Here is a 24,763-nt window from a genome sequence, read left to right as displayed (position 1 = left end):
TTTCACCATCTCCTAAATTATTTTTACCCTTTGATTGTTGGCAAAAGAGGTTTTTAAAGTTTCGGAGAAAAGAGGAAAAGAAAGGTTCACTCAAGAACCTCTAATATCTTGGCCTTTATGATTCCCTTACCACCAGTTGGCTCAACAAGAGTAGCACCGCAAACTAGGCATCTCACTTTTGTTGCTGGATTGCTGAAAACAATCTGCTCATTGCCGCAGTCAATGCACTTAACCCTAAGGAACCTTGACCTTGGCATTGGGATTAATCCCCTTGGAAGTGCCATAGTCACACCTCCACAAGCTCAAACTTCTTTACCCTAAAGCCTTCTCCTCTCGTGTGAGCCTTTCCACACTCGGTACATCTGAACCTCAAGTCAAGCTTTTTAACTGGCTTTTCTCTGCCCTCTGGCTTTGGTCTTGGAAAACCCTTGTAACCCTTGAGAATTCTCCTGAATCTTCTCTGACCTGCACTAAGCTCACTTCTTGGTCTCTTCTTCACTTTTTCGACCTTGTGAATGGTGTGCTTCTTACAGAACGGGCAGTAAGTCCTTATCTGCTTCGGATACTTCATTTTTCCACCTCCTCACAGAGGCCCGGTAGGTTCCTACTTTTTCGGATACCCCCGAGCCATGAGGTATTATCTTGCATGCCTCCCTAAGTCTAAACCCTTTAAAAATGTTTTTGCTTAGAGGGAGTTACCATAAGTTTTAAATACAAAATGTTATTAAACTATTATGGAGGTGAAAGGTGATGGAAAGACTTATTGAGCTTGTAGAAAAGGCTAAGGAGGTAGAAAAGAAAGCAGAAAAAGAATACATAAGGGGTATGAAGAAACTTAAAGAGCCAGAGTATGTGGATATCAAAAATCTATTCCTGAGAATTACAATTGATACCGTGCTCCACAAAAATATAATGGAAGCCCTTGAGAAATCCTACAGCGAAGCTTTAGATCTCATTGAAGAATTTGAAGGTGAAGCAATAGCAGATAATACTGTTTTAATCCCAGGAGTTCCAATGATTGCAATGCCTTTAGAGTTTGGTGTAATGAATGAGAGAATTCCACCCATAGAGGTTCTAGAAGAGTACTTTAAAGAGTTTCCAGAAACAGCAGTAATACCAGAGGAAAAGCTGGAAGAAATTAGAGAAATTTTAGAAAAATATCTAGAACTTCAAAAAGAAATGGCTAATGTATATAAGAAATTGACTAAAAAAGTTTCCCACCCAATTATCAAGCAACTTATGGAAAGTATAGCTAACAATGAAGAACAACATAGCATATTGCTCAAAAAGCTTTTTGAGAAATATAAACAATAGCTTAGTGCTCCGGTATTTTATTTAACAAATTTTTTCTTAGAATTTTTGAAAGTTGGATGAAATTTAGCAAAAAAAGATTTTAAAGTGGAAAAATATTATAATGACGAGGGGGCAATTATGGAAACTCCATTGGATGTTTTTATGAAAAAAGCTGAAATTGAAGAAAAAGTAAAGGAACTTCTAGCACAAATTACTAAAATGCCCCTTAAGGATATTCTGAGCTATATCATCAAAGGGGAGAGAGACGCGACGGAACTTTACACCTTCCTTTATGAGAACATCCCCAGCCCATATCATAAAGAAAAATTTAAAGAATTCATTGAGATGGAGAAATCCCATGATATGAAAGTTATGGAGATTTTTAAAACTCTTTTCCCAAATGAAGAACCAAGAGACATCAAAATTGAGAGCTGGAAAAAGACATTTGAAGAGAGAGAATATAAACTGAAGAATATTCTTGAAATCGCAATGGAAGCCGAAAAACTTGCAGAAGAGATATATTTATACCTTGAAAAAAATGTCGAAAACCGAGAGCATAAGAGGATATTTCTGGAACTTGCAAACGATGAACGTTACCACTATGATTTTGTTTCAAAAGAGTATGAAATATATGAAAAAGCAAAAGCCGAAGAAGAACTCCAGAAGCTTATTAAAGAACTCATGAAAGATAAAGAGAAAAAGAATAATCACTCGGCAGGAGCATAATAACAGCGTTTTGGTGAGATTATCTTTCCTTCCTTCTTCAGCTTTTTAATGATTTTGTCAACTTCTTTCTTTGGTATGCCAGTCATCTCAGCAATTTCAGCGCTTTTGAGCGGCTTTCCAGCTTTTTTCATAACTTCCAAAATAACTTCTTCGTTGCTCATTTTGATCACCCCATAGTTTGCAAATAGAACTAATATGTTCGAACTTATAAACTTAATGGTTCAAAGCTGAAGTATAAGAGGAATTAAAAATGGAGATATTGCTGTCAGGATAAAGCCATGAACAAAAGCAATTATCGTAATTTCTCTTCCTCCAAATTTTACAATGACTGGCAATGTAGAATCCATTGTCGTAGCTCCTCCCATTGAAACTGCAAGTTCCTTGGGTATTTTCTTAATAGCCAGCGGATAAAACAAAATCGTTAGTATCTCCCTTGTTAAATTTGCCAAAAATCCGATTACACCATAAACAGTCGAGTACTGTGCTAGGAGAGGCCCTGTCAATGAATACCATCCGAATCCTGCTGAAATCCCTAATGCCCATTTTATTGGAATATTAAGCAAAAATGACGCTAAAAGTCCTCCCAGCAGAGAACCGATTACAGTGGCAAGTGGCAGAATCAATGCAATCTTTCCAAGCTTTTTAATTTCCCCCACTCCTTTACTTTTTCCCAAGTCGAGTCCAATAATGAAGATTAACAGATATAGCATTACTTCATATAAGCTACCAAATTCGAGGGTTGTGTATTTCCCAATTAAAAGCCCAGCAAAAAGAGAGGCTAAAACCAAGTACAAAAAGCTCATCTTAACCTGCCTCCTAACAGCACTGCAAAAAACAAACTACCCAAAATAGTCAGAACCGCAAATGTCAATGATGCGATGAACAAGTTTAAGGCGTTTATTTCAACTTTACCTGCTTCAACTCCCATAAAGAAAATTAACAGCAATAAAGTTGCACTCATAGGCTTATCAAGGTTTATGTTAATCCTTCTCCTGAACAAATATCCACATACAACTCCTGCTAGTAGGGGGATGAATATGTTCATGAACCTTCATTAAGTCTTTGAGATAATAAATTTAACGTTTCAACGATTACTATACCCCCGTTATCTCTATCACAGCAAGCATAAAAATGAATATGCCCCCAAAGTAAAGAAAATCACTCAAGATTAAGAAATTCATAAAAAACGCCACTGTAGCCACAAGCAGAAAAAGTGAAGATGCAAGGAATGCATTCTTGTGCTTCCACTGAACAACATCCACAGCAACTGCAGTCCTTATAGTTATAAGGGCAAACGTTAAGAGAGTCCCAGCATGTAAAAAGGTTGGATTTTTTGTTACTGTAATGAGGGTTATGCCAGCAAACACAGACATTCCGAGGTAATACGGGCTTAATGAAGTTCCAGTATTCACAGCAATAAATCTCTCTATTATCCAGAGTAACACGAGAGCTCCAATATACTCAAAGAGAATTGAGTAATTTCCAACAATAAGATCTGTGAGGGGCTCAGCTAAGAAGAAAACCCCAATTGTAAGAGCAAGTAGTGATCGGTACATTATAGGAAATTTTTTTGAAAAAAACAGTGATATAACTGAGATTCCAATTACTATTTCAACGAGTTCCCGGATGATAACGCATTCCATTATAACCACCTCTTGAGATGGCTATGAACCGCCATGGCTGAAAAGAACCACATCAAAATTGCACCAAAGTAGATAAGATATACCAAATAATATCCACATTTTCCAAAATATCTAATGGCCGGATACCAAAGCCAAGCATAAAGTATTAAAACCCACAGTGAAGCATTTAGAATAGTCTTTAAGGCCACATCAGACAGATGTATCGATTTCAATGCTTGAACTAATAGAAGAATAGACAACAAACTAAGAGATCTTAAAACAGCGCCCCCATGTAGTCCCAATAAATGCCCAAATAGACTTGAAAATATTATAAGAACACATTGAAGTACGGTTACTCTTGAAAACTTTACCAGCCTATACCTAAGTAGTGGGTATATGAGGAGAAAGGTTCCTATAATACCGCATGAAATCCCTAAAATAAGTTCTAATGTCGTATCTTTAATAGGCATCATAACTAGTGAAAATCCAATTAAGACAGATCCTCCTATTTGCATGGCTACTATTCTCTCTCCTCTCTGCAAGTATTGTCCAAGTAGGTTAAAGATAATGCCAGTATATGCAACACTTAACACCACCATTAGGTTTATCAAAACTCTTATTAAGGATTCCTCATCCAAGTGGCTCACCTATGGTGACTTTTCCATCCTTAATTACCAGCTCGTAAAAACTTGAAGAGCCTCTTGGAGACTTTTTAATCCGTATCCCACGTATCACTCTGAATTTTTCAAGTTCTTCACCAATCTCAATAACATGAGTTGAGACATTCTCAAACATGGCAAGAGTTCTTTCATCAATTAATCTCTTGTCAAGTATAGCTATCAGTACAAGTTTATTATCATGAGCTATTGAGGAAACCTCAGAAAAAAACTTATACACTGTCTCTGGTGGATGGTACACTAACAAGGGTTGCAAGAAAAACAATGCAACGAGGTATCCATTAAGAATTTGTCTGAGCTGATACGTGATCTTAAAGAGTTCCTGAGGGGCAAAGTCCTCTCCAAACACTATATATTTTAAATCCTTAAGCTCCGGTATTTTTCCAAGCTCCTCCTTCAGTCTTTTTGTAACAAACGCAACACTTTTGTCACTGTTTTTCTTAAGTGCCTCTATCACTATCTCCTCACCGAGATTCCCAAGCGTCTCAATCAGCACAACACTCCCTTCATTAATTTCCCCAAGTAATCTATCAAGCTTGGGGATGCCAAACTTCATCCTAATCACTCTCACAGAATTGTCTCTTCACTGTACACCTCAATTCCACTGCTGGTTATTTTATATGGTCTCATAGTTTCATCAAAGTCGCTGCCTCTGAATTTAACAACTTTAATCCCCCTAACCGTCTTCCCGCCTGTTTCAAATGTTTTCAGTTCTATGACCCCGCTTACCAAGTAGTCCTCAATACTCATTTCGTAAACTTCAGACGTCAAAAACAAAGTTACATTATAGTTTGCAATCTCCTTTAAAAATGCAAGGAAAGTCCTCCTGTACTCAAGCTCATCCTCCATCGTCAGCTTTATCATTGTAATGGGATCAATGACTACACGTGTAAACTTATCCTCTTTTAATCTCTCTCTGACGGCTCTTACAAGCTCAGTAAAACCCTTTGCGAATTCTTCATAGTGGAATCCTTCAAAGATACTCCTTTTCTCTTTTACAGGGGTTGCATCTATTCCTACAAACAGAGGGTTATCTATGTCAAAACCCAATTTTCTCATATCCTCCTTGAGAATTTCAATTGGCTCTTCAAGAGTTATATAAAGAACTTTTTCCCCATTCTTAACTCCCTCCATAAGGAAATGGATGGATAATATTGTTTTCCCAGTACCAGGACCACCTTTAATGAGATATGCTCTACCCGGTATTAACCCTCCATTAAGCATTTTGTCCAACCCTCTTACACCAGTAGAAATGCGAGTCATATTATCTCCCTCTAGAATATTATCTCATTAACTTGATTTATATAAAACTTTTGCACTATTAAATGAAAAAGTATCTTGCTACTTTTTCGAAAGTTTTACACTTAACTATATCTTTATTTCAATATCAATCCTCATATTTCAATACGACAAAATCTTTATATTCCCCCAATTCCTTGAACCCTCTTTTGAGATAATACTGATAAGCCCCAAGATGTTTGAACGTTATCAAATATGGCTCTTTCCCAAGCTCTTTCAGCCTCTTAACGGCAAACTCTAAAAGCTTTGACCCATAACCTCTTCCCCTAAATGCTGGATCAACCATAAAAAACTCTATTAGACCAGTTTTTTCATTTTTCAGTTCCTCCGGTACCCACCAGATGTTTTTGTCTTCAAAAGTATAAACGAGGGCAATAACACCTATTATCTCCCCATTTCCCTTTAAAATGTACAGCTCATCGAACTCCTTTCCAAGTCTGAATTCTAGAAAAGGTTCATATACCCTTTTGAAGCCTTCAAAGTCCTCTGGGTTTGGCTTGTTCTCAACCCACTCAAGAGCTGGATACGCTCCATTAGTGCCTTGGTACACTCTGAAAACAAAGCTAAGCAGCTCATTTTTAAGTGATAATGGATTTTCCACTTTGACGATCTTCATTTTTGTTCCCAAAAGAGTTATAGCTCTAAGCCCTAAATAAATTTTGGTGATAATATGAACGAGCTTGAAGCACTTGCTTTGGCACTTGAAGTTGAGAAGGCTGAGCTTAGGTTCTATATAGAAATGGCAAAGAAAGCCAAAGACGAAAGGGCAAAGAAGATGTTTCTATTTCTAGCGGGGGAAGAAGCTGAGCATTGGAACGTCTTTGAGAGGAAGTTCGTTGAGAAGATTGTGGAGAAATGTGAACTTCCGACGATTGATAAGAGAGTCTTAGAAAAGCTGAGCCCAAAATATGAAGGGTCCCTGAGTGAAGTCAAGGCGGTAGAGATAGGCATGGAACAGGAAAAGCTGACGTGGGAGTTCTATGAAAAGGCTGCTGAGGAAGCAAAAGATGAGAACGTGAAAAAGATTTTTCTCGAACTGGCTAAAGTGGAGAAAGCCCACTATGAACTTTTAAAGGCTCAATATGATTCAGTTATGAAGACCGGCATCTGGATGGATTACCAGGACTTTAGTCTTGAGGTTGATTAATGGAAATGTTTATTGCCTCTAAGGTCGAAATATAAGCGGTGATAGCATGCTTGGATTGAATCCAATTTCCATAAACAAGAAAAAACTGTCCAAAAACGAAATTGTTCAAGCCCTTCGCTGGGCTGTTATAGCTGAACTCGATGCTATAAACTTCTACGAGCAGTTTGCCGAGCTGATTGATGATGAAGCTGTAAAACACACCTTCCTTGATGTTGCAAATGAGGAAAAAGAACATGTAGGTGAGTTCTTAGCTCTGCTCCTAAAGCTCGACCCTGAACTTGGCAAGTACATGAAAAAAGGATTCGAAGAGGTCGAAGAAGAGACAGGCATAAAAGTCGAATTCTAACGCCTTTCTAGATATTTTTTGAGTTATTCTTCTGCTAAAAGTAGCCCTAATTCATTGTAAACTTCAACTTTGTCAAATCCTTCCTCTTTAAGTATACGAATAATTTCATCCAAAATTTTCCTTTGCACGTTTATAGCTATCATCCGGCAGAAATGGCACTCTGGAGTTGAACGAGCCATGAGGAGAAAAACTTGGACAAGTTTTCCTTTTACAGTTAGTCCATAAACCAAACCTTCATCCACTATGCTCAGCTCAGTTTCAGGATCTCTGACTTTTTTCAGAATTTCAACAACACGTCTAACCTCTTCGGGCAACTCTTTCTTTTTCACGTCTTTTGGTTCCTTCTGCTTTAAAAAGTCAAAAAGTCCCATTGCTTAGACATCTCCTAAGTCTTCTGGCCTATGCCTGCCCTTATTTTCAAACTTTCCGACTATATTGTTAGCCAAATCATAAACGTAAACATTATCAAATTTAACCAATGCAAAGCGTTCCATTATGTCGCCGATTATCTTGGAGTAAGCTATCGGAGATTCGCCAATTATATTGTATTCTGCATGGCTTTCAAACCTGAGCCATATCTTCAAGGTATCTTTGGTAACCTCTAAGCCCGCAACAACACCTGAGTCAAGTATATCTCCACCAGTAACGGGATCAATTATTCTCCTAAGCTCTTCAAGAACTTCGAGATATTCAGGTGGATACTCTCTATCTGGGCTATAAATCTTCATTACTCTTCACCAAACTAAAATCAGCATGCTTATTAAAAAACATTGCTGGACAAAAACGAATAAAGAAAAGAAAATCACTCAACATCAACACTGTTCTCCCAGAGCCCGTGAATGTTACAGTAGCTTAAAGCATAGAGTTTGCCTTTCTTGTTTGTTCTGATGTAGAATTTTGCCTTTGGCTCAGTGAGTGGATCGCTATGGTTGGTAAATGCCACTCTGCCAACCATAATTGGGAACTTCTCTCCCTCTGGGTGGAAGTAGAGTTCAATCCAAGCTATGTGGTGCTCTGGTGTGTTTGGGTGTGGAATTTCTTTTCCAACGCTAACTTCAATCTCAAGCAAATCTCCATCCTTCTTGTACTCTATAACTGGAACGTGCTTCTCTCCTTTCCAATCTCCAGAAGCTATAGTTTTGCTCAACATCTTCATCACCTCACTCTATTTTCTCAAACATGTCTTTTCCAGCTCCACAGAGCGGGCAAACCCAATCATCCGGCAAGTCTTCAAACTTTGTTCCCGGAGCTATTCCATTGTCTGGGTCGCCTTCCTCCTCATCGTAGATATATCCACAAACTATACATTTCCACTTTGCCATCTTACAAACCTCACTCTAATATTATTAGGTCGACCTTATAAAGTTTGTGTCTCAAACTTGAAAAGTTAAGAAAAAGAAAAGCTCACTCAAAGACAACAAACTTTTCTTTCGGTATATTACAGACTGGACACTTTTCTGGGGCTTCGTCTACTGCTGTATAACCACAGACAGGACATATGTAAATCTTCTTAATTTCGATGTCCTTCTTTTGCTCTGCAAGTTCTTTTGCTTTCTTGTATAGTCCAGCGTGAATCTTTTCTGCCTCTAACGCATAGTGTGTGCTCCTAACAGCTTCATTTTCCCCTTGCAATTCTGCAACAGCCTTATAAGCTGGATACATCTCCTCAACCTCAAAGGTTTCACCATCTATGGCCATTTGGAGATTTTCAACTGTATCCTTTACATTTCCAAGAGCTTTGAGATGGTTCTTAGCGTGAACAAACTCAGCAAAGGCGATTGCCCTAAAGAGCTTTGCGATGTTTGGAAATCCTTCTTTTTCAGCAACCTCTGCAAAAATAAGGTACTTCATGTGGGCTTGGCTTTCACCTGCATAAGCTTCGCTTAAAAACTTCTTTGTCATTTCCCTTTTCACAGCCATGCTATTCACCCCCATCGAATCGTTTCAATATATTTTCGAAAAAGAAATATAAAAGACTTTCTCAAGCCATAAGTTGTTATAATTTTTATAAGAGCCCATTATAGCCTGCTCCAGTCTTGATAAGTTTTTCAAGTTTCATAGCAGTTTTTAAGTCATCAAAAACCACTGCACCCAAAATCTTCCCTTGAGCACTAAATATTTTGACATCTTCATTTATCCACTGCCCTGCTCCTTTAATTTTTCCAATTATTGCGATTGAAAAATCAGCGAGCTTGAAAACAGAGGAGCGAAGCTCAAAATTATATCTATCCTTTTTTCCCCTAAGCAGATTTGCCAGAACTCTCGCATGTTCCATAGAAGCTCTGGCAGTTCCACAGATTATACTATTGTACTCGGCACAGTCTCCAATTGCATACACATCTCTCGCTGAGGTTCTGAATTGCTCATCAATTAGAATACCTCTCCCAGTATGTATTCCGCTCCTCATTGCAATCTCCCTATTTGGTATTATACCAAAAGCACACACTTTAAGTGTGCCCTCAATGTAGCCCTTATCTGTAAAAACACCGCCCTCATCAGCTTTTACTAGATTTGTGTTGAGATGAAACTTAACTCCAACGTTTTCAAGCCTCTCCTTCAATATTTCGCTCAGTTCCTCGTCAAGACCAAGAAGTGTATTTCTTCTATGAATGAGCCTTACATCATAGCCAGCCTTTGCAAGATTTCCAGCGAGCTCAACGGATATAAATCCACCGTCCAAAATTATTATTTCCCCTTCGTGCTCAAGAGCATCTCTTATAGCCTTCGCGTCTTCAAACGTTCTCAGTACCTTCAAGTGCTCTTTGCCTTCCACCATAGGCTCTCTTGCCTTTGCTCCCGTTGCAAGAACTAAAATATCATAGTCAAGCTCCCCTTCAGAGGTTATCAGCCTTTTCCTTGCCCTGTCTATTACTTTAGCCTCAACTCCAAGCTTAAGTTCTATATCCTTCTTTTCATACCATTCAAAAGAATATGGAAAGAGAGCCTTTTCATTAATAAAGCCAGCTATGTAATGACTCAGCATTGGCTTGCTGTAGTATGGAAGGTTTTCTTTATCAACTATGGTTATGTCAAACTCTCCTGAAAGCTCTTTCGCAAGCGTAACTCCTGCAACACCGTTTCCGACTATAATGAGCCTCATTTATTCAGCCTCTCTAAGAGCTTTCTAACTCCCTCTCTAATCTTCTCTTCATCTTCCTTAGTTGCCCTTCCTTTAGCTTCAATTGTATCAACATGGTCAAACTTGCTCCTCATTATCATTGTCTCAATTTCTCTCCCAGCGACACCTCCCCAGCCATATGCACCAAGGACTAGGACAGGCTTCTCGTAGTTTGCCTTATCAACTATCTCATAGAGGACATAGCGGACTCTTGGATGGATGTTTGCTTCATATGTTGATGCTCCAATTATAAGTGCTTCACTATCTGGAACCTCACCAAGAATATCACTGACTGCCGGAGCTTCTTTATCAGTAAACTTATATACAACTGGATTATAGCCATGCTTTTTCAACTCATCGAGGGCTATTTCGATAGTTTTCTCAACAAAGCCATACATTGAGTCATAAATTACAAGAATTTTGCCTTTCTTTGGAATTCCAGCCCCAACAGCTTCATAGTATTCAAAAATTCTTTTTGGGTTCTTCCTCCATATAAGACCATGCCCAGGTAAGATCATTTTCGTTTCTTCGATTATTCCAAGCTTCTTAAGCTTCTCTATGTTTTGGATAATGTACTTGTGATAATGGCCAATGACAGTGACTATGTACTTTGTAACGTAAGGAAGATAATTTTGAACAATTTCCTCATTGCTGTCATCTATACCCTTTGGGATGGAATAGCCACCACCAGCATCACAGCTAAACATCAAGCCATGCTCAACTATATATGTAATCATTGTATCGGGCCAATGGAGCCATGGAACTGTGATAAAGCGGAAGGTTTTTCCACCTATTTTCATTTCTTCGCCGTCTTTAATTGTATAGAAGTTTTCAACAGCTTTTGATCCGTAAAAAGCCTCAAGAAGCCTCTTTGCAAAGCTTGTCCCTATAAGCTGAGCTTTATAGCCATTGAGTTCGAGGACTTTAGGAAGAGAGCCACTGTGGTCAGGCTCAGTGTGATGAACTATTATGTGTGTTATCTCTTCAGGATCAACAAGCTTTGAGAGTGCCTCTATAAACTCTTTAGCATAGTTCTTTTTCCAAGCATCAAAAAGCACAACAGCGCCATCTAGCTTTAGAAGGTAAGCATTATAAGTTATTCCTTCTGGAATTCCCCAAGTTGCTTCAAAGTATTTTATTTGGTCGTCGTCAATCCTCAGCAGATAAAGTTCCGGCTCATCAAGAATTTTTTCAATCCAAACCCTTGGCATTTGATTCACCTCAATTTAACATTATATTCCCAGGGATTAATAAAAGATATCATTCCTCAAGGAACTCCAATAGTTCTTCAACATCTGGCAATTCTCTAATGGGGTACACTTTAATGAATATTATCTTCCCCTCTTCATTTACTATGATATTTGCTCTCTCAGAGAAACCATTGTTTTCTCTGAAGACACCATAGAGCCTTGCAACTTCTCCATGAGGCCAGAAGTCTGCTAAAATTTTCAACTTCTTTAGTCCCAAGTATTCTGCCCACGCCTTCTTGCATGGAACTGAATCCACGCTTATTCCTACTGGAATTGTATTTAACTCCTCAAAACGCCCATAATTTGCTTCCAAATCTTTCATTTGCTGGGCACAAATACCCGTCCATGCAAGGGGATGGAAAGAGAGCAGAACCTTTTTTCCTCTATAATCTGATAGCCTAAATTCCTCCCCATTTTGGTCTTTTAAACTGAAGTCTGGTGCAGTATCTCCAAGTTTCACCATTTCAAAACCTCCTCTTTGAATCTAAAATCTTTTTTATCTCCTCGATCTTAGGCTCTCTCTTCCACAGCGGCATTTTATTTCTCTTATATGCAGGAGACATTTCTTCAAATGTAGGTCTTTCATTTATGTAGAAGATTCCTAATGGTAAGGGGTCACTTTCAATAGCCCTCTTAAAAGCATCCTCTCTATTGTATGGGTCATGGTCTTCCATCCAGTATGTATGCTCGCGATACCACTGATAAGTGTTTACTTTATTGAAGCTCACACAGGGGTGGAGTATATCAACTATGGCAAGACCCTTGTGCCGAATGGCCTTCTTTATGATTTCCACGCTTTCCTTAAAATAGCCCATGAATGTTCTCGCAACAAATGAGGCATTAAGAGCTATGGCAAGAGCAATAGGATTGAAAGGTTCTTCAAAGACACCCCATGGCTGTGTGGGCGTCTTCATTCCAAGCATCGTTGTTGGAGATGCTTGTCCCTTCGTCAAACCGTAAATCTGGTTATCATGAATGAGAACTGTTATGTCCGGGTTCCTCCTTATTGCATGAAGCAGATGATTCCCACCCTCGGCATACATATCTCCGTCTCCACCCTCAGCTATGACAGTAAGCTCAGGATTAGAAGCTTTGACAGCAGTTGCTATTGGAATTGCTCTTCCGTGGAGTGTGTGATAACCATGAACATTGATATAGTGAGGCATTTTGGCAGCTTGACCAATCCCACTAATAATGACGACTTCTTGAGGAGTTAAACCAAGTTCAGCGAGAGCATTCATCAAAATATTCCTAATCCCAAAGTTTCCACAGCCAGGACACCATGCAACGTCTTGACTTCCAGGTCTTTTGGACTCAAAAATCTTAGGATTTAAATTCATTCTAACACCTCCTTAAGGGCATCAAGAATTTCCTCAACAGAAAACGGCCTTCCATCATACTTGAGGATTTTATAACTCACATTAACACCAATCTCTTTCTTTAAGAGCTGCGCGAACTGTGCTGTTACATTGCCTTCAATGTCAATGAGGACTTTTCCATCAAATAATTCCTTGATGTCATCTCTAAGAGGATACACCCATGAGAAGTGCAGAAACGCTACGTCATCTCTATTAAGCTGTTCAAGTGCGTCCTTTATTACATAATACGTTGACCCCCAGCCGATTACAAGATATTTGGCATTTTTATCACCAACAAGTTTTGGCAGCTTTGCATTCTTCTTTATGGTCTCAAGCTTCTTTATAGCTCTCTTCTCCTGCATTAACCTTGAAAGCTCTCCATCTTCAGTTATATCTCCATATTCATCATGCTCATTTCCATTAGCAACTATTATGCCTTTTCCATATCCCGGAATAGCTCTTGGAGAAATACCATCTTCTGTGAGTTTGTACCTTTTGTAATCTTCTTCTGCTTCAACTATGTATTTTTCCACCTTAATCCTGTCCAGCTCAATGTCTGGGATATTGTAGTAAGTGTCCACGAGATACTCATCAGTCATTACTATAACGGGAACTTGATACTTGTCAGCTAAGTTGAATGCCTCCGCTGTAAGGTAGAATGCCTCTTCAATACTGCCTGGCGCTAAAATAATCCTTGGGAATTCACCATGACCTGCATGCAAAGCCAGATTTAGGTCACCCTGCATTGTTCTCGTTGGCAAACCAGTTGCAGGGCTAGGTCTTTGAGCGAGGTGAATAACTACTGGATTCTCAGCCATTCCCGCCAAGCTGATTGCCTCTGTCATTAAAGCAAAGCCACCGCCAGATGTTGTCACCATAGCCCTTGCTCCAGCAAACCATGCTCCTAAAGCCATGTTTATAGCAGAAATTTCATCTTCCACCTGTTCAACGATTATTTCAAAGTCTTCTGCATGTTGGGCTAAGAAGACGGCAACTCCCGTTGAAGGAGACATAGGGTAAAAGCTGAGGAAATTCATTCCTCCAGCTAAAGCTCCTAAAGCGACTGCCTCAGTTCCGCTGAGGAGGATCTCATCCTTAACACTCCTATCTCTAGACACTTCAACTCCTACTATACCTTCTTCACATAGCGTCCTACCCAACTTATATCCCTTTATAGCCGCTTCAATATTTCTATCAACAACTTTTTCGCCCTTACTCGCAAATCTTTTCCTTAAATATTCCTCCAAAACTTCAATATCAGCGTAGAAAAGGCCTGCTATTACTCCCGCAGCAACTGTATTTAGATAGAGGGGACTTCCAACTTCTTTAGCCATTCTGCTCAATGGAATCTCAATAAAGTTCACTTTTTCTAAAAATTCATCTTCAACGTTTTCCCTCTCACCAAGAACAACTGTATTTTCTGAGATTTTTTTTTAACCCAAGGCAAAACTCCACGCTTAAAGGGTATTAAGATGTCTATTTTTCTGACAAATGCTCTGACCCTTTTTGATGAAACCCTGATCTCTGTTGTGTTTATTCCTCCCCTTACCCTAGACATGTATTCTTTGTTCGCATAGACGTCGTAACCAGAGATCTTTAAGACCCTTGTAAGAATTTCTTCAACAGTCTGTATTCCTTGTCCAGCTGCACCACCCAAAACAATAGAAACATCTTCTGTAAACTTTGCCATATCAAATCCCTCTCAAATGGGTTTGATTTTCGTTATAATAAGTTTTTTCTATAATACACAATTATATTCCTATTTTATCAACCTGAGGGATGTTAGTCAAATATGTTACTTAAAAATAGAACTATCAAATTACAAAAGCTTCAAAGTTAGACACCATAGTCGCTAGTTACATAGTTGATTTTTCTTTTAGAATATTCCAGGTTAAAATTTCTATAATCCAATAAATAAAAGTTCTGTTCAAATCTGTTCAGAAAATGTTAATAATACTAATGTAAAAACTAAATATGGTGACATCTATGGAAATTACAGACAAAGAAGTTTTTGAAATAGCTATAAACTCCGAGATTAAGGCTAAGGAGGCTTATGAGAAGCTCGCCTCCATTGTGAAAAGCGATATTATAAGAGATGAACTTCTCTTTTTAGCGAAAGAGGAGGATAAACACCGTGAAATAATTGAAAAAATTAGTGAAAAGCTAAAAAGTGAGGAAACAGAACCAAAAAAGGTTGAGATTGAAACTATGAGCGAATTTAGAGTTATAGCAGAAAAAATGGGTGAAGTTATTAAAAAGCCAGAGTTAGATATTGACAAAGTTTATGAAATTGCTATGCAGGCCGAACTTGTTAGTGAGAAACTCTATAGAGAGCTTGCCAGATATGCCGCCACCGAGAAAACCAAACTCCTACTCGAAATACTTGCAAATATGGAAAGAAATCACTACAATATCCTTAAAAAACAGTATGAATACATAATGCGCTATCCAGAAATTTATAAAGAAGAATTCTACGACCAGCTTATGAAGGATATAAACTTCAATTTCTGATCTTTCTTTTACATTCTCACTTACATGTGTTTACATAGAGGGATTTGATATGAAAAGCCAAACATTACTGATTTTGTGGCTTGTTGTTTCTATACTTTTACTAAGCGGTTGCATTGAAGGAAAACAAGGTTCAACTACAACAGCAGAAACAAACCCAGCTACTTTATCTCATTTGAGAGAATGGAAAGCAGATGGGGTAATAAGTCCAAATGAATACCCCCACAAACAGTCCCTCGCTGGAGGGAAGTTCATCGTGTACTGGAGAAACGATGGTGAATACCTCTATATGGCTCTCAAAGGTCAGACGACTGGATGGGTGGCAATAGGCTTTGAGCCCAGCAATGCAATGAAAGACGCAGATATAATCTTTGGATGGGTTAAAAACGGACAAGTTATCGTAATTGATGCATATTCAACTGGAACTTATGGGCCACATCCACCAGATGAGGAGCTCGGTGGAACAAATGACATCTTGGAATATGCTGGAAAAGAAGAGGACGAGTATACTGTTATAGAGTTCAAAAGGAGGCTTGATACTGGAGATCACTACGATAAATCTCTCATTCCCAGTCAAAAAGTTAAATTTATCTTTGCTTTAGCTGATAGTGATGAATTTACACAAAAACACAACATAATACGGGGGAGTGGGGAACTCACTCTTGATAAAGCATGAGGTGAAAATATGGAACCATATCAAATACACGCAATACTCCAAATTTTAGCTTTTCTAAGCTTTCTCAATGGAGTATACTATGCCAAGAAGCACACTATCAGAATGCACCATTACTTTATCTTTATCGCGGTTGGATTAACGACAGTAGCAATAATATATATGATCCATATTACTGGAGGGGTTTCCTCCACACATGGGAAAGTTGGCATCCTAATCTATTTTTATGTTCTCTTTACTGCTCTAAGCGGGAAGGCATTCCTAATGAGGAAAATATCAAGAAAACAACATCAATACTTGGCAATAATTGCCATTCTCCTTATAATACTCCAAATTCTCATAGGAACTTATACTTTTATTCTTTAGCTCTTTGAATTAGATACCTATCAGAAACTTCTAAGATAGGGAATAATAAAGGAACAAAGGAAGAAATCACTCAAGCTTCTTGTAGCAGAACCACCAGTCGTAGCACTCGATTTCGCCTTTAGCTTTGGCCTCTTCTCTCTGCTTCTTCTCCTCAATGGTACTAGCTGGTGGAATAATGACCTTGTCACCTATGAGCTCGTTGTTTGGCCACTTGTGTGGCAATGCAACACCTTTCTCAGTGCTTATCTTGAGTGCCTTAACTAATCTGAGTATCTCATCCCAGTCTCTTCCAACTTCGGCTGGATAGTAGACAATTGCCCTTATGATTCCCTTGTCGTCAACGATGAAGACTGCTCTTGCTGTAATTGTTGAACCAGCTGGAATCATGCCTAACTTTTCTGCAAGCTCCCCTCTGTCATCGGCTATTATTGGGAACTCGATCTCAACACCCAACTTGTCCTTAATCCATTCCATCCACTTGATGTGACTGAATACCTGGTCAACACTCAGGCCAATTGGTTCAACACCAAGTTCCCTGAACTTATCCAATCTAATCTGCATTCCATAAAATTCTGTTGTACAGACTGGTGTGAAGTCTGCTGGGTGGCTGAAGAGGATGAACCACTTGCCCTTCTCTGTGAAGTAGTCTGGGAGCTTTATCTTTCCATGAGTTGTCTTAACTTCAACTTCTGGGAACTTTTCACCTATCACTACCATTTCCATCACCTTTGTTTATTTTTTCATTATAACCTACTTGGTTCGAATATATAAATTTTTTGGTTTGTCTAATATTCTTATTATTGTCGAATATCCAAAGAAAATTTTTAAGATTCTGGATTTTAGTTTAAAAAAGTATTTAAAATTGTTGACAGTCTGAAAGGACTAACTGAAAAATACTGTCAGAAATTTAAAAAATAAAACATTCATATTGCCTAGATTTTTCTCACTTCCACCCAAGTGGAATGATATACTGAAGCATTGGCGTATTTTTCGAGAGTTCTATCAGTTGTTAATATATTAACGTTCCATCCAAGTTTTGAAATCCAAAAAGCTTTATATAGCAAAACAACGCCTTTTGGAACGTCTTCAGTTAATTTGACCGTCGTTTTTATTCTTCCATATTCGTTGTAAACCTCTACCAGATCACCATTTTTAATTCCTCTTTCCTCAGCATCTTTAGGATTCATGTACAAGTGAGGGTCTATAATCTCGTAAGTGTTGTGGTATTGGCTCGTTATTGTCATTCTATATGTTGGGCTAAGAAGCTGCAAAGGATAATCTCCTTTAAGTGGCTTGTATTCTGGGAAGGGTGAAAGCCCTCTCTTAACTGCTCTCTGGGAGTAGAACTCAATCTTTCCGCTTGGAGTGAGATATTTTCTCGGCTTTTCAGACACTTTAAGAAACCCTTTCTTCTTAAGCTCTTCCCAGCTTAGACCATTTTGCTTAAGAATTTTTCTAATAATCTCTTCCTCAGTTTCATAAAGATAGGGATTATCAATTCCAAGAGCTTTCGCCAACATTACAGTTACTTCCCTATTGCTCTTTCCATAAAGCCTTGCAACTGGCTCATTTAGTGCAACATAACGGTGATAATAGGAATCTGCTATATCCAAGCGCTCAAAGAAAGTATTTGCCGGTAAAACAACATCAGCAAAGATAGCTGTATCAGTCAAGAAAATATCATGAACAACAACAAAGATGTCACTCTCTTTTAATGCCTTCCTTAGGTGATTCTGATTTGGGAGGGAAGCCAGGGGGTTTGAATTATAAATATAGAGAAACTTAATTTTCCCATTTTCAATATATTCCGCCAACTTCATCTGTGGTATTCTTCTTGCAGGCTTAGTTCTCAGAAAAGTTCCTTCAGCATAGCTCTTGTCAATAGTTTTCATATCATAGATAAATCCAAACTCATGACCAACTAAAGCTGGCAGAAGGGAGATAGCTCTGACTGCTTCTCCTCCAGCCAAAGAACGCTGGAAGCCGTAACCTATGTGAATAACCCCTCTTTTTTCTGCATATTCAAAAGCAAACTCTTCAATTTGCTCTTTCTCAACTCCAGTTTCCTTGCTAACAAAGTCCAAGTCAATCTTTTTTACATAATTCTTGAATTCATCAAATCCATAAACATTTTCTCTAACAAAATCTGCATCATAAAGCTCATTCTCGATTATAATCTTCCCAATTCCCAACGCGAAGAGGACATCAGTATTGGGTTTTATTTGGAAGAATTTGTCGCTTCTTTTTGCAGTCTCAGTTCTTACAACATCAACTGCCCAAATCTCTAAGCCATACTTTTTGGCAAGCATGAAACCGTGAAGATTAGTCCAAAAAGCATTTATTCCCCAATAAACAATCAGGTTTTGATTTTTCAGCTCTTCTGGGTCTAAGCCCACAGCTGTTCCATAGACATCTTTCAAAGCTTCTTGTCCAGCTCTATCACATATTCCATAGTCCAAAAAGCTTGCATTCAAATAGTGGAAGAGCCTCATTGGAAAGTAGAAGTTAACAACACCCCTATCACCAGCATAGTTGTAAACTAATATGCTTTCGCTTCCATACTTCTCGATTGTTTCTTTAATCTTATCTGCAACTAGACTTATAGCCTCATCCCAGCTTGCTTCCCTGAATTTTCCTGCCCCCCTTTCGCCTTCTCTTATGAGAGGAACCTTTAGTCGCTCTTCGCTGTGGAACCACTTCGACAGCAAAGCTCCTTTAGGACACAAAAAGCCTCGAGTTATTGGGTGTTTGGGATTTCCTCTAACAAATAGTCTGCCGTTTTTAATCTCACTTACAAGTGAACAAGTGTCATAGCAATCTCTCATGCACACAGAGAACATTTTCATCACGGATTTATGTCTATGAGCTTCGCAGCATCTCTCTCCACAAGGATTTTTCCAATGCTCTTTGGAAGTGTTACAAGGTCACCAGCTTTAAATGGTCCGTATTCTCTAAGCTTTTCATCAAGAACTTTGGGAATATCAACTTTGATGAGATAAGCTTCCCAAATAGCACGTTTGCCAACAGGTATTTCAATCCCGCTCTCCTCTTCAGCAGCTTCTTTAAATTCGACTTCATCAGAAAGAGGCAGTGGTTCGCGGTTTATAAACGCCATGAGAATTGCAAATATTTTCTTTTCCTCATTTACTAAACTTTGAGGCCTCCCCTCAAAAGCCAAATCAACTATCTTATGGAGCCTGATTTTAATTATTTCCTTCATTAAATGCTCTGCAATATTGAGTTCAGCCAAATAAAGCCTCCCTTCAACGGTTTCTCCCCTTTCCTTTGAACTTTCTGCTCTGAGCTTTAATGCCCGAACTAGGCTATCAAATTCTTTATAAAACTCATCATCAAGAGGGGCAAGCTCATTTGATGAAAGTTCTCTTTCAAGGAGCTCTCTTAGTTTTACAATGTCCAAAGAGATCACCTAAGTAAAGTAAAGAATAAGGGGAAATCACTCCTCCTCTACTCTTGGCGCAAGGAGGAACGTTAATCTTCCTTCGTCTCTTACTGGGTAGTCCATCTGGAGGGGCATGTCATTTCCGAACTGAATAATTACTTCATCTGCCTTGCCAATTCCCTTGACCATATCAGCGAGATAGCTGATTCCATAGGCACTCTTAGTCTCTTCCTGAACCTCAAGGTCGAGCAAGCCTTCGTCTTCAAGTGTGAGCTTTATCTCAACCTCATTTGTCTCTCCCTCAGCCTTCATTATAAACTCGTTCTCTCTTGCGATGAACTTCAAGCTGTCGCTGACGAGTGAAGCATCTTTAACAGCTTCTTTGAGAACTTCACCTAAAACAACTGCTTTTGCTGTGAAGGGCAACTCTGGAAGTTCAAGCTCAAGTTCTTCGACCTCAATGAGAGGTAGTCTGAATGTTCTAGTTGCTGTTCCCTGAAGAGTGACTTCGAGGAAGTTCTCTTCACCTTTTTTCAGGATGAGGATATCTTTGCTCTTTCCTCTCTTGAGGATTTTCTTAAAGTGATCCATATTAACGCCAATTGTCTCTTCTCCATCAACTTCATATTTTGAGAAAATCCCAGCTGGCAGGTTGAGGTCAATGAGAACGACTCTGCTTGGATCCATTGCTCTCATGCTTATACCATCTTCAGTAACCTTAAAGGCTGCTTCATCAATCAAATTGCTTGCTGTTGCTATCAAAGTTGCAAAATCCTTTGCCCCATCAAAAACAATTTCGAACGGCATCTTCACACCTCCATATCATTGAGAATTTTGAGCATCAACCTAACTCTTTCTTTACCTCTCCATAAATAAGCCTTTCCATTATTTACATCAGGTATTCTTTTATAAGCTTCATCTAACTCCTTTAAAGCCTTTTCTGCAAGGCGCTTTAAAACTTCAATCTCCTCTTTCATATCTATCACTCATAGCTTCTCCATGTATAGCCACACTTTGTACATCTGTAGAATATCGTTGAAGGTTCATCTCCAGCTCTTGTTTGCAGTTCCCACCAGTAGGCTTCATCATTTCCACACTTTGGACATGTTATCTTTACCTTAGGCAATGTTGCTAACTCTTGTTCGATTACTGGTATGTCCTCAACTTTGTGCTCAACCTTCTGGGTTAAACGATAAGCCTTAGCAGCCTCTGGGTTTAAAGACTCCTCATAGCCACACTTCCTACAAACGAAGACTCCTCTCTTTCTATCGGGGAGCATTATGCTTCCACACTTTGGACAGAACTTCACCATTTTTCTCACCCCTTCAGCCGAGGGTTAGGTATGTTGGAAGAGGATAAAAAGTTTTGCCACCCTAGGGAAATGCTTTTATTTTCATTTTTATGAATTACCATTGGAGGATGTTACGATGGAGAAATATATGAAAGTCATTTTTATAGTCATTCTCATTGTTTTCTCAACGTTTTGTATTGGAAAGAACCAAACTCAAACCCCTACCAACAGCAAGAAGACACAGAGCTCAATTCCCACACAAACAGTTCCAGAAGTAAAAAGCCCTTATTCCAATTGGGTGAAAAATGAGACTAGATATTTCACTATATATTATCCCCCTAGTGTTGCCAATTATGAAAAATTTATGGCAAAAATTAGATTTCTGCTAACTGGAATTGACTACACCTATGAGAGTTATGCCAAAGTCTTTGGAAAAGAACCTCAAAAGCTTGAACTCTATATATATCCAAGTGAAGATGATTTAAAGCTTGATTACTCGACTGATTTGCCATGGTACATTGAAGGAAACAAGATATTCACGTTTTTGGATAAGGACCTCAACAACCTTTACCCCTTCACTGTTGAGAGTGCTTTAATAGCGTATTTAACAGGGAAGGTTAATGGTCTAACATTGGCATTCCCATCAATAGCAGACGCATACTTCAGGAGTATTCCTCGGGAGAGCGTTTCTTTCAGTGACCTCCTTAAACTAGCGGATAGCAAAGATTCCATGGAGATTTACAGATATTGGGATAATATGGGTGATCTGATAATATTTTTAATCTCCAAATATGGAACCCAGGAAGTCCTTAAGCTCTTACAAATTGATGAGCCCTCTCAAGAGATTCTCAAGCTCCCAAATGTAGAGAGTGAATACCAAAAATTTATAGATTGGTTCTGGAATGGAGGAATCTTCACTGGAATTGGAAAAATTGAAGAAATTAACCTAAGTCTGAAACTCAATGAATATGAAAGGTTCTATCTAGCTAATTCGAGCATTAGACTGCACTACTTACTTGACTACTACCCGGTATTTTTTAAATCTTCCCTCATTAACGTGCAAAAAATGAACACAAATTACCTTCAAAACTTCTTTGTAGTTATACCCTTTGAGAAAAGAGAGCTCTATTTCTTCAATTACATCGGGAACTTCACAATTCAGCCAATAACTACTGATGAAGATTTTGGATTAAGTGTCAGAGCTAGACCAATAACACGCAACTTTACAGTCCTATACTCATCGTATTTAATGCCTATATTCCCAACAAACAAGCTAATAATGAAAGGAACAATTAAAGTTGAAAGCAAAAATCAGGCTGTAATTTCTGACTTTCCATCGGCTGATATTCTAATAGCAACAGGTAACTTCAAGAAGTTCACAGGATATGTAAATGGAACCAAAGTTAACTTCTACTACACACCAGCAATTGAGAGTCCTTCAAAAGCTTTTAGAGATGCCCTCGAAGCTGTGAAGTTTTCGAAAGGATACTTTATCTATCCCAAAGAGATCAACATAATATATGGAAAAGAGATAGGCACTGCATGGATATTTGCAGGTAGTACAATAGTGTTGAGTTCCGAATCAACACTTAATGCCAATAACTTTCTTTGGTTCCTAAGATACATATTCTTCGAGAAAATAGAGCTAAAGCCAAAAGACTCCTGGGCACTTTATTCGATATGGGTCCCGGTCTGTGGAGCTCACAGTGGAAAGTTCTCTCTTGAGTATGCAAAAGAGATGTATAAGACTATATTAAAGGAACTCCCCAATACCGATCATCCATTGGTGGACTTCTATAAGTATGGTCCCTCTCCACCCGACCAAAGAACGCTCTTGTACAAAGCACACCTCACAACCCTTTTCATAAGCTCACAAGCTGGTGAAAAAGCATACAGAGAAGCGTTCATGGAATTCTCAAAGAAATATCTATACAAAGAGGCTGACTTCGATGAGTTTGCAAGAATTTTGGCTGAAAAGTCAAACAATCCAAACATACCCCTTATGTGGCATACATGGACAATAAAGAAAGCATTGCCAAACATCACAGTAGAAAATGCCCAACTCATCAAAAACGGAAATAACTACACTCTGAAACTCACGATAGTCGATAAAAATGGCTTTGCATTTCCATTTAAGGTTGAGGGGATAACATGGCAAGGAAGAAGGACAGAAACTGTTAAGGCATTCTATACAGGCAAGCCCATTGAAATAGAGCTTGTATTCCCAGGACAACCTAAAGAGTTGGTCATCTACGGAGCACCAATGCTAGACAAAAATTTCAACATTGAAGTTGATGGAGTCAAAATTAGCATTACAGTTCCATGACTTTTACTTTTTCTTTCCATAAAATCCAGCAAATAATAAATAACAGAAAAAGAGAAAATCACTCCTTCATTGGCAAGCCGTAATCAAAGGAGTAGTAAACCTTCTGGAACTGCTTTCTGAACTCGAAAACTTCCTTCTCAACCTTCTTTGGATCCTCTTTGTCAATCAATACACGTCTCATGAACCTTGCAATTTCTTTCATATCGTCCTCCATCATTCCAACTCTTGTCATCTCTTGGACACCGATTCTGAGACCGCTTGGTGTGTTGACCTTCTCAAGTGGATCCCAAGGTAAGAGATTCTTGTTGAGGATTATACCCGCCTCTTCGAGGAGCGGTGCTGCCCATCCGCCAGCTGCTTCGTGAAGGTCGCTGACATCAACTATAACTTGGTGGCTCTTGGTGTAGCCTTGGTCTTCGCCGATGACCTTGAATCCTTCCTCAGCTAAAGCCTCCGCTAAAGCTTTTGCGTTCTTGACTATCTGCTTTGCATAAGCTTCACCATACTCAAGCATCTCTGCTGCTGTGATTACCTTTCCAGCCATGTGGTGGAGGTGGTGGTTGCTGAGGACACCTGGGAAGATTGCCCACTGGAGCTTTGCAACATCATCACCAAAGTTCTTGTAGAGAATTACACCACCCTGTGGACCTGGGAATGTCTTGTGAGTTGAAGATGTGATTATGTCAGCTCCTTCTCTAAGTGGGTCTTGGAACTCTCCCCCAGCAATCAATCCAAGAACGTGAGCTGCATCGTACATGACATAAGCTCCAACCTCTTTAGCTACTGGAGCGAGTTCTTTGACCGGGTGTGGGAACGGGAACAATGAACCACCAAAGACAACGAGCTTTGGCTCCTTCTCCCTAATGAGCTGAGCTGCCTTATCAACATCGATATTAAAGCTTTCATTGTCAAATGGCCATGTGAAAACGTTGAGACCTCTCATACCAGCTGCACCAAAAGGCATGTGGCTTATGTGTCCACCGTGTGAGGTGTGGAGGACTATAACATTGTCTCCAGGCTGTGTGAGTCCAAAAAATGCGGCTTGATTTGCGTTTGTACCTGAAATTGGTCTTAAATCTGCAAAATCGCTCTTGAAGAGCTTGCAGAAGAGGTCAACACCGATAAGTTCAACCTCATCAACATATTTACATCCCTGATAGTACCTCTGTTTTGGCCAACCCTCAGCATATTTATGCATAAAACCACTTGCTACGGCCCTTGTAACACTTGGGGAGGTCACGTTTTCGCTTGCAATCAAATTAATTGTTGAGCTCCTCCACTTTTCGTGCATCTCAATAAACTCCAGAACCTTATCCTTATACTCCGCATAGCTCATATTATCACCCCAAAGGTTTATGCATGA

At 39.0% G+C, this 24,763-nt stretch carries 36 protein-coding genes; 8 read left to right on the top strand and 28 right to left on the bottom strand.

Annotation, left to right across the window (positions count from 1 at the left end):
* Window positions 1–86 precede the first annotated feature (86 nt).
* Window positions 87–284 carry a 30S ribosomal protein S27e gene (locus TES1_RS02300; protein ID WP_042679851.1) on the bottom strand — a complete coding sequence of 66 codons (198 nt, stop codon included), beginning with the start codon at window positions 282–284 and terminating at the stop codon, window positions 87–89.
* A 2-nt stretch (window positions 285–286) separates the two neighbouring features.
* Window positions 287–571 carry a 50S ribosomal protein L44e gene (locus TES1_RS02295; RefSeq protein WP_042679849.1) on the bottom strand — a complete coding sequence of 95 codons (285 nt, stop codon included), beginning with the start codon at window positions 569–571 and terminating at the stop codon, window positions 287–289.
* A 179-nt stretch (window positions 572–750) separates the two neighbouring features.
* Here TES1_RS02295 and TES1_RS02290 point away from each other — a divergent pair, with 179 nt between their 5' ends.
* Together TES1_RS02290 and TES1_RS02285 are read left to right on the top strand one after the other, a co-directional pair.
* On the top strand, window positions 751–1,314 hold the full coding sequence (locus TES1_RS02290) for a ferritin family protein (RefSeq protein WP_042679848.1): 564 nt from the start codon (window positions 751–753) through the stop codon (window positions 1,312–1,314).
* Between the two features lie 117 nt (window positions 1,315–1,431).
* Window positions 1,432–2,019: a ferritin-like domain-containing protein gene (locus tag TES1_RS02285; protein ID WP_042679846.1), complete on the top strand. Its 588-nt coding sequence runs from the start codon at window positions 1,432–1,434 to the stop codon at window positions 2,017–2,019.
* Here the strand turns inward: TES1_RS02285 and TES1_RS02280 are convergent.
* From TES1_RS02280 to TES1_RS02245, 8 genes are all read right to left on the bottom strand, one after another.
* Window positions 2,001–2,180, bottom strand: coding sequence for a winged helix-turn-helix transcriptional regulator (locus tag TES1_RS02280; RefSeq protein WP_042679845.1), 180 nt, complete (start codon window positions 2,178–2,180; stop codon window positions 2,001–2,003). The genes TES1_RS02285 and TES1_RS02280 overlap by 19 nt on opposite strands.
* 60 nt (window positions 2,181–2,240) lie before the next feature.
* Complete coding sequence (locus TES1_RS02275) at window positions 2,241–2,822, bottom strand: lysine exporter LysO family protein (protein WP_042679843.1); 582 nt, start codon at window positions 2,820–2,822, stop codon at window positions 2,241–2,243.
* On the bottom strand, window positions 2,819–3,064 hold the full coding sequence (locus tag TES1_RS02270; protein ID WP_042679842.1) for a LysO family transporter: 246 nt from the start codon (window positions 3,062–3,064) through the stop codon (window positions 2,819–2,821). Before TES1_RS02270 ends, TES1_RS02275 begins: the two co-directional genes overlap by 4 nt.
* Window positions 3,065–3,113: 49 nt before the next feature.
* On the bottom strand, window positions 3,114–3,662 hold the full coding sequence (locus TES1_RS02265) for a hypothetical protein (protein WP_042679841.1): 549 nt from the start codon (window positions 3,660–3,662) through the stop codon (window positions 3,114–3,116).
* Window positions 3,662–4,279 carry a hypothetical protein gene (locus tag TES1_RS02260; protein ID WP_042679840.1) on the bottom strand — a complete coding sequence of 206 codons (618 nt, stop codon included), beginning with the start codon at window positions 4,277–4,279 and terminating at the stop codon, window positions 3,662–3,664. The genes TES1_RS02265 and TES1_RS02260 overlap by 1 nt, the downstream gene beginning before the upstream one ends.
* Window positions 4,272–4,874 carry a hypothetical protein gene (locus TES1_RS02255; RefSeq protein WP_042679839.1) on the bottom strand — a complete coding sequence of 201 codons (603 nt, stop codon included), beginning with the start codon at window positions 4,872–4,874 and terminating at the stop codon, window positions 4,272–4,274. Before TES1_RS02255 ends, TES1_RS02260 begins: the two co-directional genes overlap by 8 nt.
* Before the next feature lie 11 nt (window positions 4,875–4,885).
* A complete protein-coding gene (locus tag TES1_RS02250) occupies window positions 4,886–5,581 on the bottom strand; it encodes an RAD55 family ATPase (RefSeq protein WP_042679838.1) in 696 nt (231 codons plus the stop codon).
* A gap of 124 nt (window positions 5,582–5,705) precedes the next feature.
* Window positions 5,706–6,233 (bottom strand): GNAT family N-acetyltransferase, encoded by a 528-nt coding sequence (locus tag TES1_RS02245; RefSeq protein ID WP_042679836.1) that lies wholly within the window; start codon window positions 6,231–6,233, stop codon window positions 5,706–5,708.
* Window positions 6,234–6,287: 54 nt separating this feature from the next.
* Between TES1_RS02245 and TES1_RS02240 the strand changes: the two genes are divergently transcribed.
* The gene (locus TES1_RS02240; RefSeq protein ID WP_042679834.1) at window positions 6,288–6,764 is read left to right on the top strand and encodes a ferritin family protein; all 477 of its coding nucleotides are present in this window, start codon (window positions 6,288–6,290) and stop codon (window positions 6,762–6,764) included.
* A 46-nt stretch (window positions 6,765–6,810) separates the two neighbouring features.
* Complete coding sequence (locus TES1_RS02235; protein WP_042679833.1) at window positions 6,811–7,110, top strand: ferritin family protein; 300 nt, start codon at window positions 6,811–6,813, stop codon at window positions 7,108–7,110.
* Between the two features lie 23 nt (window positions 7,111–7,133).
* Here the strand turns inward: TES1_RS02235 and TES1_RS02230 are convergent, their stop codons facing one another.
* The 11 genes from TES1_RS02230 to TES1_RS11075 form a co-directional block, all read right to left on the bottom strand.
* A complete protein-coding gene (locus TES1_RS02230) occupies window positions 7,134–7,481 on the bottom strand; it encodes an iron-sulfur cluster assembly protein (RefSeq protein WP_042679832.1) in 348 nt (115 codons plus the stop codon).
* Window positions 7,482–7,484: 3 nt separating this feature from the next.
* A complete protein-coding gene (locus tag TES1_RS02225) occupies window positions 7,485–7,838 on the bottom strand; it encodes an iron-sulfur cluster assembly protein (protein ID WP_042679830.1) in 354 nt (117 codons plus the stop codon).
* Between the two features lie 74 nt (window positions 7,839–7,912).
* The gene (locus TES1_RS02220) at window positions 7,913–8,260 is read right to left on the bottom strand and encodes a class II SORL domain-containing protein (RefSeq protein WP_042679828.1); all 348 of its coding nucleotides are present in this window, start codon (window positions 8,258–8,260) and stop codon (window positions 7,913–7,915) included.
* Window positions 8,261–8,270: 10 nt separating this feature from the next.
* A complete protein-coding gene (gene rd / locus TES1_RS02215) occupies window positions 8,271–8,432 on the bottom strand; it encodes a rubredoxin (RefSeq protein ID WP_042679826.1) in 162 nt (53 codons plus the stop codon).
* A gap of 82 nt (window positions 8,433–8,514) precedes the next feature.
* Window positions 8,515–9,030, bottom strand: coding sequence for a rubrerythrin family protein (locus TES1_RS02210; RefSeq protein WP_042679825.1), 516 nt, complete (start codon window positions 9,028–9,030; stop codon window positions 8,515–8,517).
* 85 nt (window positions 9,031–9,115) lie between these two features.
* Window positions 9,116–10,210, bottom strand: a complete 1,095-nt coding sequence (locus TES1_RS02205; RefSeq protein WP_042679824.1) for an NAD(P)/FAD-dependent oxidoreductase — start codon at window positions 10,208–10,210, stop codon at window positions 9,116–9,118.
* Window positions 10,207–11,439 (bottom strand): FprA family A-type flavoprotein, encoded by a 1,233-nt coding sequence (locus tag TES1_RS02200; RefSeq protein ID WP_042679822.1) that lies wholly within the window; start codon window positions 11,437–11,439, stop codon window positions 10,207–10,209. Before TES1_RS02200 ends, TES1_RS02205 begins: the two co-directional genes overlap by 4 nt.
* A gap of 49 nt (window positions 11,440–11,488) precedes the next feature.
* On the bottom strand, window positions 11,489–11,941 hold the full coding sequence (locus TES1_RS02195) for a peroxiredoxin (RefSeq protein WP_173391286.1): 453 nt from the start codon (window positions 11,939–11,941) through the stop codon (window positions 11,489–11,491).
* Between the two features lies 1 nt (window position 11,942).
* Window positions 11,943–12,818, bottom strand: a complete 876-nt coding sequence (locus TES1_RS02190; protein WP_042679821.1) for a thiamine pyrophosphate-dependent enzyme — start codon at window positions 12,816–12,818, stop codon at window positions 11,943–11,945.
* The gene (locus tag TES1_RS02185; RefSeq protein WP_227738526.1) at window positions 12,815–14,263 is read right to left on the bottom strand and encodes a 2-oxoacid:acceptor oxidoreductase subunit alpha; all 1,449 of its coding nucleotides are present in this window, start codon (window positions 14,261–14,263) and stop codon (window positions 12,815–12,817) included. Before TES1_RS02185 ends, TES1_RS02190 begins: the two co-directional genes overlap by 4 nt.
* Window positions 14,206–14,526: a 2-oxoacid:acceptor oxidoreductase family protein gene (locus TES1_RS11075; RefSeq protein ID WP_227738503.1), complete on the bottom strand. Its 321-nt coding sequence runs from the start codon at window positions 14,524–14,526 to the stop codon at window positions 14,206–14,208. Before TES1_RS11075 ends, TES1_RS02185 begins: the two co-directional genes overlap by 58 nt.
* A gap of 296 nt (window positions 14,527–14,822) precedes the next feature.
* Between TES1_RS11075 and TES1_RS02180 the strand changes: the two genes are divergently transcribed.
* Genes TES1_RS02180 through TES1_RS02170 form a run of 3 tightly spaced genes read left to right on the top strand, consistent with a single transcriptional unit; the run spans window position 14,823 to window position 16,383 of the window.
* Window positions 14,823–15,347, top strand: a complete 525-nt coding sequence (locus TES1_RS02180; protein ID WP_042679820.1) for a ferritin-like domain-containing protein — start codon at window positions 14,823–14,825, stop codon at window positions 15,345–15,347.
* A gap of 49 nt (window positions 15,348–15,396) precedes the next feature.
* Window positions 15,397–16,020 (top strand): DOMON domain-containing protein, encoded by a 624-nt coding sequence (locus TES1_RS02175; RefSeq protein WP_042679818.1) that lies wholly within the window; start codon window positions 15,397–15,399, stop codon window positions 16,018–16,020.
* 9 nt (window positions 16,021–16,029) lie between these two features.
* On the top strand, window positions 16,030–16,383 hold the full coding sequence (locus TES1_RS02170; RefSeq protein ID WP_042679816.1) for a hypothetical protein: 354 nt from the start codon (window positions 16,030–16,032) through the stop codon (window positions 16,381–16,383).
* A gap of 66 nt (window positions 16,384–16,449) precedes the next feature.
* Here TES1_RS02170 and TES1_RS02165 read toward each other — a convergent pair whose 3' ends face one another.
* The 6 genes from TES1_RS02165 to TES1_RS02145 all read right to left on the bottom strand — a co-directional run bounded on the left by TES1_RS02165 (window position 16,450) and on the right by TES1_RS02145 (window position 21,095).
* Window positions 16,450–17,100: a peroxiredoxin gene (locus tag TES1_RS02165; RefSeq protein WP_042679815.1), complete on the bottom strand. Its 651-nt coding sequence runs from the start codon at window positions 17,098–17,100 to the stop codon at window positions 16,450–16,452.
* Between the two features lie 215 nt (window positions 17,101–17,315).
* The gene (locus tag TES1_RS02160; RefSeq protein WP_084340055.1) at window positions 17,316–19,208 is read right to left on the bottom strand and encodes a molybdopterin-dependent oxidoreductase; all 1,893 of its coding nucleotides are present in this window, start codon (window positions 19,206–19,208) and stop codon (window positions 17,316–17,318) included.
* A 20-nt stretch (window positions 19,209–19,228) separates the two neighbouring features.
* A complete protein-coding gene (locus tag TES1_RS02155; protein ID WP_042679814.1) occupies window positions 19,229–19,801 on the bottom strand; it encodes a DNA replication complex subunit Gins51 in 573 nt (190 codons plus the stop codon).
* A 36-nt stretch (window positions 19,802–19,837) separates the two neighbouring features.
* Complete coding sequence (locus tag TES1_RS02150) at window positions 19,838–20,590, bottom strand: DNA polymerase sliding clamp (RefSeq protein WP_042679812.1); 753 nt, start codon at window positions 20,588–20,590, stop codon at window positions 19,838–19,840.
* A gap of 2 nt (window positions 20,591–20,592) precedes the next feature.
* Window positions 20,593–20,760 (bottom strand): hypothetical protein, encoded by a 168-nt coding sequence (locus TES1_RS11015; protein ID WP_173391285.1) that lies wholly within the window; start codon window positions 20,758–20,760, stop codon window positions 20,593–20,595.
* Window positions 20,761–20,765: 5 nt separating this feature from the next.
* Window positions 20,766–21,095: a transcription factor S gene (locus TES1_RS02145; RefSeq protein WP_042679810.1), complete on the bottom strand. Its 330-nt coding sequence runs from the start codon at window positions 21,093–21,095 to the stop codon at window positions 20,766–20,768.
* Window positions 21,096–21,222: 127 nt separating this feature from the next.
* Between TES1_RS02145 and TES1_RS02140 the strand changes: the two genes are divergently transcribed.
* Complete coding sequence (locus tag TES1_RS02140; RefSeq protein ID WP_158505947.1) at window positions 21,223–23,400, top strand: hypothetical protein; 2,178 nt, start codon at window positions 21,223–21,225, stop codon at window positions 23,398–23,400.
* Between the two features lie 58 nt (window positions 23,401–23,458).
* On the opposite strand, the gene glyA is transcribed toward TES1_RS02140, so the two are convergent.
* Window positions 23,459–24,736 (bottom strand): serine hydroxymethyltransferase, encoded by a 1,278-nt coding sequence (gene glyA, locus TES1_RS02135; RefSeq protein ID WP_042679808.1) that lies wholly within the window; start codon window positions 24,734–24,736, stop codon window positions 23,459–23,461.
* Window positions 24,737–24,763 lie beyond the last annotated feature (27 nt).

Origin of the sequence: Thermococcus paralvinellae, assembly GCF_000517445.1 — an archaeon.
Classification (GTDB): domain Archaea; phylum Methanobacteriota_B; class Thermococci; order Thermococcales; family Thermococcaceae; genus Thermococcus_B; species Thermococcus_B paralvinellae.
This window is presented reverse-complemented; position numbering and strand designations above follow the sequence as displayed.

Coding starts and splice junctions, on each gene's coding strand:
- glyA (WP_042679808.1), bottom strand. CDS start 24,736: ATGAGCTATGCGGAGTATAAGGATAAGGTTCTGGAGTTTATTGAGATG.
- TES1_RS02140 (WP_158505947.1), top strand. CDS start 21,223: ATGAAAGTCATTTTTATAGTCATTCTCATTGTTTTCTCAACGTTTTGT.
- TES1_RS02265 (WP_042679841.1), bottom strand. CDS start 3,662: ATGGAATGCGTTATCATCCGGGAACTCGTTGAAATAGTAATTGGAATC.
- TES1_RS02270 (WP_042679842.1), bottom strand. CDS start 3,064: ATGAACATATTCATCCCCCTACTAGCAGGAGTTGTATGTGGATATTTG.
- TES1_RS02230 (WP_042679832.1), bottom strand. CDS start 7,481: ATGGGACTTTTTGACTTTTTAAAGCAGAAGGAACCAAAAGACGTGAAA.
- TES1_RS02145 (WP_042679810.1), bottom strand. CDS start 21,095: ATGGTGAAGTTCTGTCCAAAGTGTGGAAGCATAATGCTCCCCGATAGA.
- TES1_RS02300 (WP_042679851.1), bottom strand. CDS start 284: ATGGCACTTCCAAGGGGATTAATCCCAATGCCAAGGTCAAGGTTCCTT.
- TES1_RS02170 (WP_042679816.1), top strand. CDS start 16,030: ATGGAACCATATCAAATACACGCAATACTCCAAATTTTAGCTTTTCTA.
- TES1_RS02290 (WP_042679848.1), top strand. CDS start 751: ATGGAAAGACTTATTGAGCTTGTAGAAAAGGCTAAGGAGGTAGAAAAG.
- TES1_RS11015 (WP_173391285.1), bottom strand. CDS start 20,760: ATGAAAGAGGAGATTGAAGTTTTAAAGCGCCTTGCAGAAAAGGCTTTA.
- TES1_RS02275 (WP_042679843.1), bottom strand. CDS start 2,822: ATGAGCTTTTTGTACTTGGTTTTAGCCTCTCTTTTTGCTGGGCTTTTA.
- TES1_RS02190 (WP_042679821.1), bottom strand. CDS start 12,818: ATGAATTTAAATCCTAAGATTTTTGAGTCCAAAAGACCTGGAAGTCAA.
- TES1_RS02285 (WP_042679846.1), top strand. CDS start 1,432: ATGGAAACTCCATTGGATGTTTTTATGAAAAAAGCTGAAATTGAAGAA.
- TES1_RS02245 (WP_042679836.1), bottom strand. CDS start 6,233: ATGAAGATCGTCAAAGTGGAAAATCCATTATCACTTAAAAATGAGCTG.
- TES1_RS02180 (WP_042679820.1), top strand. CDS start 14,823: ATGGAAATTACAGACAAAGAAGTTTTTGAAATAGCTATAAACTCCGAG.
- TES1_RS02165 (WP_042679815.1), bottom strand. CDS start 17,100: ATGGTAGTGATAGGTGAAAAGTTCCCAGAAGTTGAAGTTAAGACAACT.
- TES1_RS02210 (WP_042679825.1), bottom strand. CDS start 9,030: ATGGCTGTGAAAAGGGAAATGACAAAGAAGTTTTTAAGCGAAGCTTAT.
- TES1_RS02250 (WP_042679838.1), bottom strand. CDS start 5,581: ATGACTCGCATTTCTACTGGTGTAAGAGGGTTGGACAAAATGCTTAAT.
- TES1_RS02235 (WP_042679833.1), top strand. CDS start 6,811: ATGCTTGGATTGAATCCAATTTCCATAAACAAGAAAAAACTGTCCAAA.
- TES1_RS02200 (WP_042679822.1), bottom strand. CDS start 11,439: ATGCCAAGGGTTTGGATTGAAAAAATTCTTGATGAGCCGGAACTTTAT.
- TES1_RS02240 (WP_042679834.1), top strand. CDS start 6,288: ATGAACGAGCTTGAAGCACTTGCTTTGGCACTTGAAGTTGAGAAGGCT.
- TES1_RS02150 (WP_042679812.1), bottom strand. CDS start 20,590: ATGCCGTTCGAAATTGTTTTTGATGGGGCAAAGGATTTTGCAACTTTG.
- TES1_RS02225 (WP_042679830.1), bottom strand. CDS start 7,838: ATGAAGATTTATAGCCCAGATAGAGAGTATCCACCTGAATATCTCGAA.
- TES1_RS02280 (WP_042679845.1), bottom strand. CDS start 2,180: ATGAGCAACGAAGAAGTTATTTTGGAAGTTATGAAAAAAGCTGGAAAG.
- TES1_RS02255 (WP_042679839.1), bottom strand. CDS start 4,874: ATGAAGTTTGGCATCCCCAAGCTTGATAGATTACTTGGGGAAATTAAT.
- TES1_RS02295 (WP_042679849.1), bottom strand. CDS start 571: ATGAAGTATCCGAAGCAGATAAGGACTTACTGCCCGTTCTGTAAGAAG.
- TES1_RS02205 (WP_042679824.1), bottom strand. CDS start 10,210: ATGAGGCTCATTATAGTCGGAAACGGTGTTGCAGGAGTTACGCTTGCG.
- TES1_RS02220 (WP_042679828.1), bottom strand. CDS start 8,260: ATGTTGAGCAAAACTATAGCTTCTGGAGATTGGAAAGGAGAGAAGCAC.
- TES1_RS11075 (WP_227738503.1), bottom strand. CDS start 14,526: ATGGCAAAGTTTACAGAAGATGTTTCTATTGTTTTGGGTGGTGCAGCT.
- TES1_RS02175 (WP_042679818.1), top strand. CDS start 15,397: ATGAAAAGCCAAACATTACTGATTTTGTGGCTTGTTGTTTCTATACTT.
- rd (WP_042679826.1), bottom strand. CDS start 8,432: ATGGCAAAGTGGAAATGTATAGTTTGTGGATATATCTACGATGAGGAG.
- TES1_RS02195 (WP_173391286.1), bottom strand. CDS start 11,941: ATGGTGAAACTTGGAGATACTGCACCAGACTTCAGTTTAAAAGACCAA.
- TES1_RS02160 (WP_084340055.1), bottom strand. CDS start 19,208: ATGAGAGATTGCTATGACACTTGTTCACTTGTAAGTGAGATTAAAAAC.